The following is a 14,498-nucleotide window of genomic DNA, read 5'->3' as shown; positions in this document are numbered from 1 at the left end:
CCGGGCGGGCCCGGCTAGACCGGCCGGGCCTTGATGGCGTCGCGGGAGATGAAGACGTCGTAGGCGCCCGGGACGGCGATGACGGCATTGCCGTTGGTCGAGCGCACGAAAGGCCTGGTGTACCAGGTCTTGTCCTTCATGTCCTGGAAGAAGTCGGCGTCGCTGCCGTTGAGGAAGATCTGGTTCTGCTTGGTGGCGACGCCGTCGAGGCGCTGGCCGTAGAGCCGGGTCACCTTGTATCCGGCGTTGAAGCCGAGGGCGTTCACCCACGCCTCGAGTTCCACGATATTGGCTTGCAGCACCCACATGTCGCCCTCGACCTGGTAGGTCTTGTGCTGGTCGCCGTGGCCTTCGTCGCCGTAGAGGGTGAGGTTCACGTCCAGCAGGTGTTCCTGCCCCGCAACCGGTTTCACCTCGATGTGCGCGGCCTTCACTTCGCCGGTGAGTCCGAGGAAGGCTTGTAGGAGCGTGGTGATCCACAGGATCACGACCGCGACGAACGCCAGACCCGCTGCGCCCATGCCGCGTCCGACCAGCACACGCCAGCCGACCGTGCGGGCTTTCAGCACGGCCGAGACCAATAATCCGATGGCCGCGATGCCCAGCACCAACAGCACGATCTGGATCCAGCCGAAGGTAACCGGGAAGACCATGCCGTAGTTGTACCCGCTCGGCACGACACGTATCGGCGGGTCAGAAATGAAGTGTGCGTGTCATGACGGTGTGTCACCTGATCCCCCAACGACATCCGGCCCCGCACCACGGGTGCGGGGCCGGATGTCGAGCACGGATCAGAAGGCCGCTTCGTCCAGCTTCATGATGTCGTTGTCGAGGTTCTCGATCACCGAACGCGAGGCGCTGAGCAGCGGCAGCTTGTTCTTGGCGAACCAGGACGCCACGCCGACCTTGCCGGTGTAGAAGTTCTTGTCCTTCTCGGCCGCGCCCGCGTCCAGCGCCGCCTGGGCGATGGCGGCGTGCTCGAGCAGTCGCCACGAGATGACGAGATCGCCGACGGCGTACAGGAATCGGACCGAGCCGAGGCCGACCTTGTAGAGCTCGTCGACCTGCTGCTGCGAGGCCATCAGGAAGCCGGTGAGCGCGGCGGCCATGGCCTGCACGTCGGCCAGGGCCGCGCCGAGCAGTCCGCGCTCGATCTTGAACTGGTCGGGGCCGCCGTCGACGAACCGCTGGATCAGGCCCGCGACGTGTCCGAGGGCCACGCCCTTGTCGCGAATGATCTTGCGGAAGAAGAAGTCCTGCGCCTGGATGGCGGTGGTGCCCTCGTACAGCGAGTCGATCTTGCAGTCGCGGATGTACTGCTCGATCGGGTAGTCCTGCAGGTAGCCGGAGCCGCCGAGGGTCTGCAGCGATTCGGTCAGCGACTCGTAGGCGCGGTCGGAGCCGCAGCCCTTCACGATCGGCAGCAGCAGGTCGTTGACCCGCTCGGCCAGTTCGGCGTCGGCGCCGTAATTGGCCTGCGCCACATCGGCGTTCTGGTAGGAGGCGCAGTACATGTACAGCGCGCGCAGACCTTCCGCGTACGCCTTCTGGGTGGCCAGCGAGCGGCGCACGTCCGGGTGGTGGGTGATGGTGACGCGCGGGGCGGCCTTGTCGGTCATCTGGGTCAGGTCCGCGCCCTGGACGCGCTGCTTGGCGTACTCGAGGGCGTTGAGGTAACCGGTGGACAGCGCGCCGGTGGCCTTGGTGCCCACCATCATCCGCGCGTTCTCGATGACCTTGAACATCTGCGCGATGCCGTTGTGCACCCCGCCGACCAGGTAGCCGACGGCGGGGATGTCGCCGCCGAAGGTGATCTCACAGGTGGGCGAGGACTTGATGCCCATCTTGTGCTCGACGCCGGTGACCAGCGCACCGTTCTTGGCGCCGAGCTCCATGGTCTCCGAGTCGAACAGGAAGCGCGGCACCATGAACAGCGACAGGCCTTTGGTGCCGGGGCCGGCGCCCTCGGGGCGGGCCAGCACCAAGTGGAAGATGTTGTCGGCGGTGTCGCCGACGTCGCCGCCGGAGATGAAGCGCTTCACGCCCTCGATGTGCCAGGTGCCGTCGGCCTGTTCGATGGCCTTGGTGCGGCCCATGCCGACGTCGGAGCCGGCGTCGGGCTCGGTGAGCACCATGGTGCCGCCCCAGCGGTTCTCCCAGGCGTGGGTCGCCCAGCGCTTCTGCTCGTCGGTGCCCTCGTCGAAGAGGACCTTGTGCATGAGCGGGCCCATATTGAAGAAGGAGGCCGAGTTGTTGGCGGCCACGATCATTTCCTGGATGGCCCAGATGAGGGCGTTGGGGGCGGCCACGCCGCCCATCTCCTCGGCCATGCCCAGGCCGGAGTAGCCGGCCTCGTTGACCGTGGCCACGGTCTTCTTCAGCGATTCGGGCACGGTGATGGTGTGCTGTTCGGGCAGGAACACGACCGGGTTGCGGTCGGCGTCGGCGAAGGACTCCGCGATCGGGCCTTCCGCGAGGCGCTTGGCCTCGGCGAGCATCTCCCGCGCGGTGTCGGCATCGAGGTCGCCGTAGGCGCCTCCGTCCAGCAGTTCCCCGATCCCCAGAACTTCGAACAAGTTGAACTCGATGTCTCGTAGGTTCGCCTTGTAATGGGACACGGGAGGGCCTCCTCGGCTGAAGTTTCGACGCGGTGCTGAGATCAGAATCTGGGATCGAACCGAAGGCTGCCGTACGTTCGTTTACCTACGCAAGCGTAGGCAGACCTCTTAACCGTCCGGTCTCTCGCCAACCCGGCTCGAAATCAAAAAGTTAACCGCGCCGTTATGCACTCGAGCTGGAATTGCGTCCTTTCAACCCCTTGGCCTGCTGCGGAGTGACCGTGATCGGATTCACGGTAACCCTGCCTCGCACATGCCCCTCCCGAAGCCAACCGGTCATTCGACCAATTTCGATGCACGGTGCGGTGCCAGATCAGGGATTCGACTGCAAGGTCAGCGCCCACCGGCCGCTGCTATCGTCGGTGCGCATGGGCACCGATTCGGCGACACGACCACGCCAGCGCGCGCGGCATCTGGGTCCCGAACGCCGTCGCCCGCAGGTCCTCGACACCGCTCTGGAGATCGCGGTCGCCGACGGCATCGCGGCGGTCACCATCGCCGCGGTGGCCGACCGCATGAAGGTCACCCGCCCGGTCGTCTACGCCTGCTTCGCCGATCGGGTCGAGCTGCTCGAGGCGCTCATCCGGCGCGAGGAGGACTACCTGGTGCAGGGCGTGCTGGAGACGCTGCCCCGCCGCCGGGTGGAAGCGGACGAGGCGGTGTTCGTGGAGGGCTTCCGCGCGCTGCTGCACACCGTCTCCCGGCGCCCCGACACCTGGCGGCTGCTGTACGGCAATCCCGATCCGGCCGTGGCGGATTCGTTCGGCAAGGGCCGGCTGCTGGCGGTGGAACGCGGCACCCGGCGACTACGGCCGACCCTGGCGGCCTGGGGCACCGCCGACGCCGAACACAAGCTTCCGGCCCTGGTCGAGCTGTGGGTGTCGGCCGGTGAGGGCGCGGTCCGCACGCTGCTGACCGAGCCGGGCGACTGGAATCCCGACACTCTGGGAGAGTTCATCGGCGCGGCGGTCTACCGCGCGCTGCGTCACGCCTGACTACGATGGAAATCGACCATCGGTCAGCGGGAGGACGCCATGACGTTCTATCGGCAGGTTGGTTCGGTGCCGCCCAAGCGGCACACGCAGCATCGAGATGAGAGCGGCCGGCTCTATTACGAAGAGCTGATGGGAGAAGAGGGCTTCTCCGGCGATTCCTCGCTGCTCTATCACCGCGGACTACCCCCGGCCATCGTGGATTCGTCGGTGTGGGTGCTGCCGCAGCAGCGGCTGTTCCCGAATCATCCACTGCGCCACCGACATCTGAAGCTGCACGAACTGTTCCTGGGCGACAAGCCGGGCGACAGCGATGTGGTGACCGGGCGGCGGCTGCTGCTCGGCAATGCCGACGTGCGCATCTCCTATGTGGCGGCGTTGCGGGAGTCGATGCTGTACCGCAATGCCATCGGCGACGAGCTGGCCTATGTCGAATCCGGTTCGGGGCGAGTGGAAACCGTGTTCGGCACGCTGCCGGTGCGGCAGGGTCATCAGGTGCTGCTGCCGCGCGCCACCACCCACCGCTGGATTCCGGACGGCCCGGAACCGTTGCGCGCCTACATCATCGAGGGCTCGGGCCACATCACCCCGCCGAAACGGTATCTCTCGAAATACGGTCAGTTCCTGGAGAATTCACCCTACTGCGAGCGTGATCTGCACGGGCCGACCGAGCCGGTCCAGGTCGACGGCGAGAAGGTGGAGGTGCTGGTCAAGCACCGTCCCGCCGGTGAGATCGTGGGCACCAGCATGGTTTACGCCACCCATCCCTTCGATGTGGTGGGCTGGGACGGCTGCCTGTACCCGTTCACCTTCGACATCGCCGACTTCGAACCGATCACCGGCCGGGTGCACCAGCCGCCGCCGGTGCATCAGGCTTTCGAGGGTCAGAACTTCGTGATCTGCGATTTCGTGCCGCGCAAGGTCGACTACCACCCGCTGTCGATCCCGGTGCCCTACTACCACTCGAACGTGGACTCCGACGAGATCATGTTCTACTGCGGCGGAAACTACGAGGCGCGCAAGGGATCCGGGATCGGGCAGGGTTCGGTGTCGGTGCATCCGGGCGGGTACGCGCACGGTCCGCAGCCGGGCGCCTACGAGCGCAGCATCGGGATCGACTTCTTCGACGAACTGGCAGTCATGGTGGACACCTTCCATCCGTTGCAGCTGGGCGAGGGCGCGCTGGCGTGTGAGGACCCGCGCTACGCGTGGACCTGGTCGGGTCAGGGGCCGTCGGAATGGATCTGAATTGAGCAGCCGGGTGCGGGTCGAGGTCCCCGCGGATTCCGGTTTCGGTCTGGACCATCTGCCGTACTGCGTATTCCGCCCGGTGGGCCGGGAGCCCCGGGTGGGCGCGCGGCTGGGCGACACCGTGATCGATCTGGCGGTGGCGCTCGACGATCCGATGTTCCATCAGCCCAGCCTGAACGCCTTCATGACCCAGGGGCCGCGGTGCTGGCGCGAGATCCGGGAGCGGGTGCGGACCGCCGCCGAGGCGGAGCTGCCCGCGACCGCCGTGCACGAGGTGCGCGCGGTCCGCCTGGACCTGCCGATCGAGGTCGGCGACTACGTCGACTTCTACGCCAGCCTCGACCACGCCACCGCGCTGGGCCGCATGCTGCGCCCGGACGGTGAACCGCTGCTGCCGAATTGGCGGCATCTGCCGGTGGGGTATCACGGCCGCGCGGGCACCGTGGTGGTGTCGGGCACCGATGTCATCCGGCCGCACGGGCAGCGCCGGACCGACTCCGGCACACCGGATTTCGGTCCGAGCCGCCGCCTCGACATCGAGGCCGAACTGGGTTTCGTGGTGGGCGCGGGCTCGGTGCTCGGCACGCCGATCGGTACCGGCGAATTCGCCGACCACGTCTTCGGGGTGGCCCTGGTCAACGATTGGTCGGCACGCGATATCCAGGCGTGGGAGGGGCAGCCGCTGGGCCCGTTCCTGGGCAAGTCCTTCGCGACCAGCCTGTCGGCGTGGGTGACTCCGCTCGACGCCCTGGCCGCGGCCCGTATTCCGCTGCCGCCGCAGCATCCCGAGCCGCTGCCGTATCTGCGGGACGCGGCGGCCTGGGGTCTGGACATCACGGTCCGGGTGGCCTGGAACGGGCAGCTGGTCTCCACTCCCCCGTACCGCCGCATGTACTGGTCACCGGCGCAGATGCTGGCGCACCTGACGGCGAACGGGGCCTCCACCCGCACCGGCGACCTGTTCGCCTCCGGCACCATCTCCGGCGCGGATCGCGGCGAGCGCGGGTCGCTGATGGAGATCAGCTGGGGCGGCGCCGAGCCCCTCGAATTGAACGGCGTGCAGCGGACGTTCCTGCAGGACGGCGATGAGGTGGTGCTCACGGCAACCGCCCCGGCGGTCGGCGGCGGCCGTCTGGAGCTGGGCGAAGTCCGCGGGCGCATCGCGAAAGCCGAATGATAGCCAGTTCGCATGACCATGAGCATGGTCACTGAACCTACCGGTCGGTCGATCAGGGAAAGTACCGTTCCGAAAGTTTGGGACTTTCGGAGGGCGGCGTCGATGTTGACCACTTCTGCCCGGTTCGCCATGGCGCGCCCACGCGCCGTGCTGGTGGCCGCGCTGCTGCTGATGCTCGTGTGCGGCGGCTTCGGGGCCACCGTGAAATCGCATATGGTCGGCGGCGGATATCTGACCGGCTCGCTGGAGTCGGTGCGGGCCAACGACTTCATCACGAAGAGCTTCCCCGGCGGCAATCCGAACCTCATCGTCATGGTGAGCGGTGACGGCGGCGTCAACAGTCCGGAGGTCCGCGCGGAGGCGCAGCGCATCACCGACACGTTGAGCCACGACTCGACGGTCACCGGCGTGCAGTCCTACTGGGCCAACAGCGCGACCCGGCCCGATCTGGCCACCGCGCTGAAGAGCAAGGACGGGCAGCGCGGCCTGATCATGGCCACGGTGACCGGCACCGACACCGAGGTGCAGAACCGGGCCGCGGTCCTGTCCACCGAGCTCAATGGCGACCGCGACGGCGTGCGGGTGCGGGTGGGCGGCATGGCCGGATCGTTCGCCGATATCAATCACCAGGTCGAGAAGGATCTGCTGCTGGCCGAGTCCATCGCGGTGCCGGTGTCGGCGCTGCTGCTGGTGCTGGTGTTCGGCAGCGTGATCGCGGCCCTGCTGCCGGTGGGCGTGGGACTGTTCGCGATCGCCGCCACCCTCGGCATTCTGCGCGCCATGACCACGTTCATGGACGTGTCGATCTTCGCGCTCAATATGACCAGCGCGCTCGGTCTGGCGCTGGCCATCGACTACAGCCTGTTCATTGTCAGCCGGTACCGGGAGGAGCTGGCCAATGGCCGCGACACCCGGGCGGCGATCCTGCGGTCGGTGCAGACGGCCGGACGGACCGTGGTGTTCTCCGGCTTGACGGTCGCGCTGGCGCTGGCGGCGCTGGCGGTGTTCCCGCAGCCGTTCTTCAAGTCGTTCGCCTACGCCGGTGTCGCCGTGGTGATCGCGGCCGTGGGCGCTTCGGTGCTGCTGCTGCCGGCCGCGCTGATGCTGCTCGGCGATCGCGTGAATGCCTGGGATCTGCGGAAGCCGGTGCGCCGCTTGCTGGGTCGCGGTGAGCCCGCGCCGAAGCCGCCGGAGGAGACCTTCTGGTACAAGCTGGTCACCGGTGTCATGCGGCGGGCGCTGCCGGTCGCCGTGGTCACCGCGGCGGTGCTGCTGGCGCTCGGATCCCCGTTCCTGAAGGCGCATTTCGGCACGCCGGACGACCGGGTGATCGGCACCTTCGCCTCCAGCCGTCAGGTCGGCGACGCGCTGCGCCACGACTTCAATGCCGATATGGCTTCCAGCGCGGTGGTGGCGCTGCCCGGATTCCACGGCGACACCAAGGAGATCGGCGCGTACGCCACCCGGCTGTCGCAGGTGCCGGGCGTTCCGGCGGTGCTGTCCAGTGATGGTGTCTACGTGAACGGCGCGAAGATGGCCCCCGGCGTGCAGCAGATGGCCGGACCCGACGGCGCGTACCTGTCGGTCGGTACCCGGATCGCCCCGTACTCCGCGGAGGGCAAGCAGCAACTGGCCGAACTCCGCGCGGTCCCCGCCCCCGGTGAGGTCCTCTTCGGCGGCGCGGCCGCCCTCAATGAGGACACCATGGATTCGGTGATCACCCGACTCCCCTTGGCGGGCGCGATCATCGCGATCATCACCCTGATCCTGTTGTTCCTGTTCACCGGCAGCGTGGTCCTCCCGGTGAAGGCCCTCATCCTGAACCTGCTGTCCCTGACCGCCACCTTCGGCGCCATGATCTGGGTCTTCGAGCAGGGCCACGGCGCGAGCCTGCTCGGCTTCACCGCCACCGGCAGCATCGACCTGTTCATGCCGATCCTCATGATCTGCCTGGCCTTCGGCATGTCCATGGACTACGAGGTCTTCTTGCTCTCCCGCATCCGCGAGGAGTGGCTGGCTTCGGACCGCTCCCCCGCCGCCAACACCCGCTCGGTCGCCCTCGGCGTAGCCCGCACCGGCCGCATCTTCACCGCCGCCGCCGGCCTCATGGCCGTGGTCCTGCTGGCCGTGGCAACCTCCGAGGTAGCTCCCATGAAGCTCTTCGGCATCGGCCTGGCCCTCGCGGTCGTCGCCGACGCCACCGTCATCCGCGGCCTACTGGCCCCCGCCCTGATGCGCCTGATGTCCACGGCCAACTGGTGGTCCCCCAAACCCCTTGCCGCCCTCCATGAACGGATCGGCCTCGAGGAGGAGTCGAGCACACCGGCAACGAGCGCACGGATCCCCGTGCCGGCCGGTGTGACGGCCGCCCGCGACTGACGGACGCCGAGACGGCCCGGGTTCGCGGGCCGTCCTCCCGCTCGATGCGGGCCCGGATCGCCTGCACCGTCAGCTCATTCACTCCGGAGCGCGCCGACCGCTCCGGCACACCGATCGCGGCGGCGAGCACCAGAATCAAGCCGCCGCCGACGACCAGCCCCACCGCGAAGAACTCCCATGCCATCGTCATGACCGCTCCAATCAAAACCGCGGCGTAGCGGGCACGAACTGCCCCGCCTCGACCAGCCGGGTCCGCGCCTGCGCCTTCCGAGGGCAGGCTGTTATCGGACACTCCCGATGCGCTTGCATGTCCCGATGCGCCAGCTCGACCGTCATGGCCGGACACAGACCGTGATCGATGGGCGGAATGTCGCACATGTCTTCTTCCTCTCGAATCGACTGAATTTGATTGCACTGAAACAGCTTTGAGCGCGCGAAGCGTCCTTCTGATTGTCACCGCCGAGCTATCCTCGTAGAAGTTTTCGAGTGATGTGCGACACACATCAGAAGCTTCCGAGTTGGAAGGGTTGCATCAAGACAAGGGAAGGCAGCTACCTGATGAAGAGCCCGACTCTGCCTGCGAGATTGCTGGGTGCGACGCTCGAAAAGCTCCGTGAGGGAGTGGGATACACCCGCGAAGCGGCGGCCCGCGATCTCGATATGTCACAGCAGACGCTGTGGCGGATCGAACGAGCACAATGGGACCGCCCACCCAAGACGCTCACGATCATGGGGTTGTGCCGCCTGTACAACGCGGAGGAATCAACACAAGCAACGTTGATCCAGTTGCTGGAACAGTCGCGCGAATCAGGTTGGTGGAGGAAGTTCGGGAATGTGATGGCTCCGGGTTTCTCGATCTTCATCGCCCAAGAGGACGCCGCCCGAAGGATGTTCAGCTACCAGCCCGCGCTATTGCCCGGCCTCCTGCAGACCCGCGGTTACCGTCGCGCCCTGGCGCTGACGATCGACCCGGCCACACCCGACGACTACATCAACCAGAGCATCGAACTGGCTGCCCGACGACAACGACGGCTGACCACAACGACGACAGATCGATTCGAAGTGAATGTCGTACTCGCAGAGACGGTCCTCCGCCAACGCGTTGGCAGCGCGAAAGTCATGACCGACCAGCTCGGGCGGCTCATCGAATCATCCGAACTGCCAACGGTATCCATCCGGGTGCTTCCTACCGGCGTACCGCACATCGGACTTGTGACCAGCGCCTTCGTAATCCTGGAGTGCCCGGAGTCGAGTCTGGACTGGGTACCCGACGAGCCCCCGCTGGTCTATTTGGAGCACTTCACAGGAGCCCTCTACTTGGGAGAGCATGAAGAGGTCCAACGTTACCGCCACGCCTACAAAGCCATAGCCGAAGCATCGCTCACCACCGCAGCGACTCGTGACCTGATCGCAAGCATCACAAAGGATTTGCAGTGACCCCAGACCTATCCGATGTCCACTGGTTCAAGTCCTCCAAGAGCCCCTCACAAGACGCGTGCGTCGAAATCGCATGGCTCGAACCCACACACGTGGGAGTGCGCGACTCCAAACACCCCGACGGCCCGGCGCTGGTGTTCGACGGCCCGCAGTGGGACCGCTTCACCGACGCCGTCCGCGCAGGGACATTCGACCGCTGAGCCCCCCGAATGCCAGGCCGCCTACCGGGCACCGGAGCTGGCGTACTTTGATGGTGAAGTCTGCCACCGGGATGCGGTTGGTGCGATCGGTTGCGATGCCCGCCCAGTAAGGGGATTTCATCAGCGGGAGTGCGGTCTCGGACAGGAGACGAAATACGCAGCAGGTTCAGCCATCCTCCCAGCACCCCGACAGCTGGGCACGGAGCCCCAGCACGCTCATGTAGGTGTCGCGGTGCGGTTGTCCGGCCGTGCCCATATGGCTGACCGCCCATAAGCATCCTTGTAGGGCACCGGAACGCGGGGGGCATATCGGTGTGACACATCGCGGAAGCACACTACAGATACATACGTGGAGTATGCTGTCAGGCATGACACGAACGATGATCGACCTTGACGACGACCTGTTGGCCAAGGCCGCCAAGGAGTTGGGCACCACCACGAAGAAGGACACCGTTCACGCCGCGCTGCGCGTGGCGCTGCGCCAGAGCGCGGCGCGGAACCTGCGCGCCATGATGGCCGCAGATCCGGACGGCCTAGCGCACGAAGCGACCGTTAACGCGATGTGGGAGGACCGCGACCAGGCCCACACCGCATGACCGCGCGGTACCTGCTGGACAAGTCCGCCGGATTCCGGATGCACGTCGAGGTGGTGGACGCGCGAGTCGGGCCGCTCATGGAACGCGGACTACTCGCCACCTGCGGGATAGCCGACCTCGAGGCCGGGGTATCGGCGAGATCCCAAGACCACCACCAGGCCCTCGGCGATGCCCGCCGCTACGCCCTGCAATACCTGACCACCCCGGATGAAGCGTGGGAACGCGCCTGGCAGGTCCAAGAGCAGCTGTGTGGCCGCAGCCTGCACCGCAGCGTCAAGATTCCCGATCTCATCATTGCCGCCGTCGCCGAACACCACGGCCTCACGGTGCTGCACTATGACCACGATTTCGACAGAATCGCCGAGATCACCGGCCAGCCCGTCGAATGGGTCGTGCCACCAGGCACCGCGGGTTGACACCAGAAACACGTGAGGGAGGGAAACCTATGCCAGACAACGATATCGAGGAATCGGGCACGGCCGAGAAGTTCACCGTGCCTATCGGGACCGGTGTAGGGAAGTTCCAGACAACCCGGCTCCCGCGTCCCGAATGGGTACCGGGAGTGCCCTCCAGCGTCCCGCCGAAGGCCCGATTCCGCTTGGCGGCACCGGGTTTTCGCCGGTGCCCGTGCCTGTGATCCGGCCGTGACCGATATCGTTCCGGCCGCGCCGCGCACCTTGGCAGATCCCACGTTGCTGGATCGGCCGGCCCTGCTGGGCACGGCGGCCGCCGAGTACGTCCGCATGATCCAGAACACCGAGCAGGCAAACGCCGCCGACTGGCGCGTGTGGCTGCGATTCCTCAACGATCTGAATTCGAGCCTGGCCGAGGAAGATCCGCACGGGAGGCCAATTCCGCTGCGCAGTGGCCAGTTCGATGAGAAGGTCGGCGGCCTCACCAGAGTCGTCCCGCCACAGTGATCGGAGGGAACGCGCCTAGCTCCCGCAACCCGCGCGGCTAGCGGACGGCGACGCGCCCCGCGTCGACCACCGCGACGAAGTTGTCCAGGTCCGCGATCAGGGTGTCGACGGATTCGGGGGCGCCGCCGTCGTCGTGGTGGTGGAGCCAGTCGGTGACGAGTTCGAACATGCCGCCGATGGTGGCCAGGGCCAGGGGCAGTAGGCGGGGTTCCTCGTGTGGGTCGGCTTGTAGCCATTGGTGTTTCAGGAAATCGGCGGACCAGCGGCGGTTGGCGCGGCGCATGGCTTCGACGGTGGGTGAGAATCCGCCCGCTTCGCCGAAGGTGACCTTGGCCAGGCGGGGATCGTCGGCGATGACGTGGGCGAAGGCGACGAGGACGGCGGCGCGGCGGGTGGGCCAGTCGTCGGCGGCGGTCTCGACGGCCACCTCGGCGACGCGTTGCTGGATGCCGGTGGTGATCTGTTCCAGCAGGGCGGTGTAGCACGCCTCCTTGCTGTCGAAGTGGTCGTAGAAGCCCTTGGTTCCGACGAAGGCGTGCTGGCAGATCTGTTCGATGGAGGTGCCCGAATAGCTTTGCCGGGCAAAGAGTTCGGTGGCGGCGGTGAGGAGCTGACGGCGGCGCTGGGCGCTGCGCTCGCCGGCGTCGAGGCCGCGGATGCGACGCCGGACGGGGGGCGCGCCGGTCGACGCGGCAGATTTGCTGCGGGACATACCTAAACGATAGCCAAGCACATTTCAGAAAGACATCTTGTTGGTAACTCGACTGCTCGCGGCCCTGCCACCGGACGGAGTGCATCCGGAAACCACTGCCGCGCATCCCTTTCCGGCTAATCAGAATCCGTTCTACTGAGCGCCGGGCGGATTCGAGTCGACCGCGCCGGGGACCCGCACCGATGCTGCCGATCCGGTCGGCTGCCGCATCGAGGATGTGGTCACCATGCTGGGCGGTCTGGACGCACTCGCCACCCAGACCGAGATCGGGTTGAACGCCCTCTTCGGCGCGCTGGGCCGGCCGATCGGACCGCGCGAGAACTGAGCGCCGGGACACGCGCTCAGAGCAGACCGGATCGTATATTCCACGGTCCCGGGGTTGCGGTACCCCGGGGCCGGGTATGGTCGGCTCGGAAGAAGTTTGCCAACGGGGGCTCGCACCAGCGGGCTGAGAGGACGGCTAATGGGCCGTCGACCGTATGAACCTGACCGGGTAATGCCGGCGTAGGGAGGATGTGCCATGTCATCGAGTCGTGTCTCCAGCTCGGCCGCCCCGGTCGACACCGTGACCACCGGCCCCATCGAGGGCAGCGTCAAGCACTACGAACAGGTCGAGGTCGACGGCGCCACACTGCGGGTTCCGGTGCGGCGCATCAACCTGACCACCGGCGAGCACTTCGACGTGTACGACACCTCCGGTCCGTACACCGACGACACCGCCACCATCGATCTCGAGGCGGGTCTGCCAAAGCTGCGCGACGAGTGGGCCAAGCCGCAGGTCGACGGCCCGCCGACCCAGCTGAACTGGGCGCGCCAGGGCATCGTCACCAGCGAGATGCACTACATCGCGGCCCGCGAAGGCGTTTCGCCCGAGCTGGTGCGCGACGAGGTGGCCGCCGGTCGCGCGGTGATCCCCGCCAACCACAAGCACCCCGAGTCCGAGCCGATGATCATCGGCAAGAAGTTCGCGGTGAAGATCAACGCGAACATCGGCAACTCGGCCGTGAGCTCCTCCATCGCCGAGGAGGTCGAGAAGATGGTGTGGGCCAGCCGCTGGGGCGCCGACACCATCATGGACCTGTCCACCGGCAAGAACATTCACGAGACCCGCGAGTGGATCCTGCGCAACTCCCCGGTCCCGATCGGCACCGTGCCGATCTACCAGGCGCTGGAGAAGGTGAACGGCGATCCCACCAAGCTGACGTGGGAGATCTACCGCGACACCGTGATCGAGCAGGCCGAGCAGGGCGTCGACTACATGACGGTGCACGCGGGCGTGCTGCTGCGCTACGTGCCGCTGGCCGCCAAGCGCGTCACCGGCATCGTGTCCCGCGGCGGGTCGATCATGGCCGCATGGTGTCTGGCGCATCACCAGGAATCGTTCCTGTACACCAACTTCCGCGAGCTCTGCGAGATCCTGGCGATGTACGACATCACCTTCTCCCTGGGTGACGGTCTGCGTCCGGGCTCCATCGCGGACGCCAATGACGAGGCCCAGTTCGCGGAGCTGCGCACCCTGGGTGAGCTCACCAAGATCGCGAAATCCTATGGCGTGCAGGTGATGATCGAGGGCCCCGGCCACGTGCCGATGCACAAGATCGTGGAGAACGTGCGGCTGGAGGAGGAGCTCTGCGAGGAGGCTCCGTTCTACACCCTCGGCCCGCTGGCCACCGATATCGCGCCCGCCTACGACCACATCACCTCGGCCATCGGCGCGGCCATCATCGCCCAGGCCGGTACCGCGATGCTGTGCTACGTGACGCCCAAGGAGCACCTGGGTCTGCCGAACCGGGACGACGTGAAGGTCGGCGTGATCACCTACAAGATCGCCGCCCACTCCGCCGACCTGGCCAAGCAGCACCCGCGGGCCCAGGACCGCGACAACGCGCTGTCCAAGGCGCGCTTCGAGTTCCGCTGGACCGACCAGTTCAACCTCTCGCTGGACCCCGACACCGCGCGGGAGTACCACGACGAGACCATGCCGGCCGAGCCCGCCAAGACCGCCCACTTCTGCTCCATGTGCGGTCCGAAGTTCTGCTCGATGCGCATCTCGCAGGACGTGCGCGACTACGCCGAGAAGCACGGCCTCACCGACGTGAACGCCATCGAGGCCGGAATGGCCGAGAAGTCCGCCGAATTCGCCGACGCGGGCAACAAGGTGTACCTGCCGGTCGTGTAGTAACGATCGAATTCGGATCGGGGCGGGTGGCTTGCGG

General features: G+C 66.7%; 13 protein-coding genes and 1 riboswitch. Of the genes, 10 read left to right on the top strand and 3 right to left on the bottom strand.

Annotation, left to right across the window (positions count from 1 at the left end; all coding sequences use genetic code 11):
* Positions 1-14 precede the first annotated feature (14 nt).
* Together ACFV4K_RS15445 and ACFV4K_RS15440 are read right to left on the bottom strand one after the other, a co-directional pair.
* Positions 15-653, bottom strand: a complete 639-nt coding sequence (locus ACFV4K_RS15445; RefSeq protein ID WP_379275332.1) for a hypothetical protein — start codon at positions 651-653, stop codon at positions 15-17.
* Between the two features lie 138 nt (positions 654-791).
* Positions 792-2,618 (bottom strand): acyl-CoA dehydrogenase, encoded by a 1,827-nt coding sequence (locus ACFV4K_RS15440; RefSeq protein ID WP_379275331.1) that lies wholly within the window; start codon positions 2,616-2,618, stop codon positions 792-794.
* A gap of 368 nt (positions 2,619-2,986) precedes the next feature.
* Between ACFV4K_RS15440 and ACFV4K_RS15435 the strand changes: the two genes are divergently transcribed.
* From ACFV4K_RS15435 to ACFV4K_RS15395, 9 genes are all read left to right on the top strand, one after another.
* Positions 2,987-3,613 carry a TetR/AcrR family transcriptional regulator gene (locus ACFV4K_RS15435; protein ID WP_379275329.1) on the top strand — a complete coding sequence of 209 codons (627 nt, stop codon included), beginning with the start codon at positions 2,987-2,989 and terminating at the stop codon, positions 3,611-3,613.
* A 39-nt stretch (positions 3,614-3,652) separates the two neighbouring features.
* Positions 3,653-4,858 (top strand): homogentisate 1,2-dioxygenase, encoded by a 1,206-nt coding sequence (locus tag ACFV4K_RS15430; RefSeq protein ID WP_379275327.1) that lies wholly within the window; start codon positions 3,653-3,655, stop codon positions 4,856-4,858.
* Between the two features lies 1 nt (position 4,859).
* Positions 4,860-6,038 carry a fumarylacetoacetase gene (gene fahA, locus ACFV4K_RS15425; RefSeq protein WP_379275325.1) on the top strand — a complete coding sequence of 393 codons (1,179 nt, stop codon included), beginning with the start codon at positions 4,860-4,862 and terminating at the stop codon, positions 6,036-6,038.
* 102 nt (positions 6,039-6,140) lie between these two features.
* Complete coding sequence (locus ACFV4K_RS15420) at positions 6,141-8,417, top strand: MMPL family transporter (protein ID WP_379275324.1); 2,277 nt, start codon at positions 6,141-6,143, stop codon at positions 8,415-8,417.
* Between the two features lie 558 nt (positions 8,418-8,975).
* Positions 8,976-9,854, top strand: coding sequence for a helix-turn-helix domain-containing protein (locus ACFV4K_RS15415; protein ID WP_379275322.1), 879 nt, complete (start codon positions 8,976-8,978; stop codon positions 9,852-9,854).
* Positions 9,851-10,054, top strand: coding sequence for a DUF397 domain-containing protein (locus ACFV4K_RS15410; RefSeq protein ID WP_379275320.1), 204 nt, complete (start codon positions 9,851-9,853; stop codon positions 10,052-10,054). The genes ACFV4K_RS15415 and ACFV4K_RS15410 overlap by 4 nt, the downstream gene beginning before the upstream one ends.
* 368 nt (positions 10,055-10,422) lie before the next feature.
* A complete protein-coding gene (locus tag ACFV4K_RS15405; RefSeq protein ID WP_379275318.1) occupies positions 10,423-10,650 on the top strand; it encodes a type II toxin-antitoxin system VapB family antitoxin in 228 nt (75 codons plus the stop codon).
* Positions 10,647-11,066 (top strand): PIN domain nuclease, encoded by a 420-nt coding sequence (locus tag ACFV4K_RS15400; protein WP_379275316.1) that lies wholly within the window; start codon positions 10,647-10,649, stop codon positions 11,064-11,066. The genes ACFV4K_RS15405 and ACFV4K_RS15400 overlap by 4 nt, the downstream gene beginning before the upstream one ends.
* Positions 11,067-11,294: 228 nt before the next feature.
* Positions 11,295-11,570, top strand: a complete 276-nt coding sequence (locus tag ACFV4K_RS15395) for a hypothetical protein (protein WP_379275315.1) — start codon at positions 11,295-11,297, stop codon at positions 11,568-11,570.
* Positions 11,571-11,607: 37 nt separating this feature from the next.
* Here the strand turns inward: ACFV4K_RS15395 and ACFV4K_RS15390 are convergent, their stop codons facing one another.
* Entirely contained in the window at positions 11,608-12,282 is a 675-nt protein-coding gene (locus tag ACFV4K_RS15390) for a TetR/AcrR family transcriptional regulator (protein WP_379275313.1), read from the bottom strand.
* Between the two features lie 417 nt (positions 12,283-12,699).
* Positions 12,700-12,810, top strand: a riboswitch (TPP riboswitch).
* On the opposite strand from ACFV4K_RS15390, the gene thiC reads away from it, so the two are divergent.
* Entirely contained in the window at positions 12,803-14,461 is a 1,659-nt protein-coding gene (gene thiC, locus ACFV4K_RS15385) for a phosphomethylpyrimidine synthase ThiC (RefSeq protein WP_379275312.1), read from the top strand. It overlaps the preceding riboswitch by 8 nt.
* Positions 14,462-14,498: the final 37 nt, after the last annotated feature.

The organism is Nocardia sp. NPDC059764 (assembly GCF_042732555.1).
GTDB lineage: Bacteria > Actinomycetota > Actinomycetes > Mycobacteriales > Mycobacteriaceae > Nocardia.
This window is presented reverse-complemented; position numbering and strand designations above follow the sequence as displayed.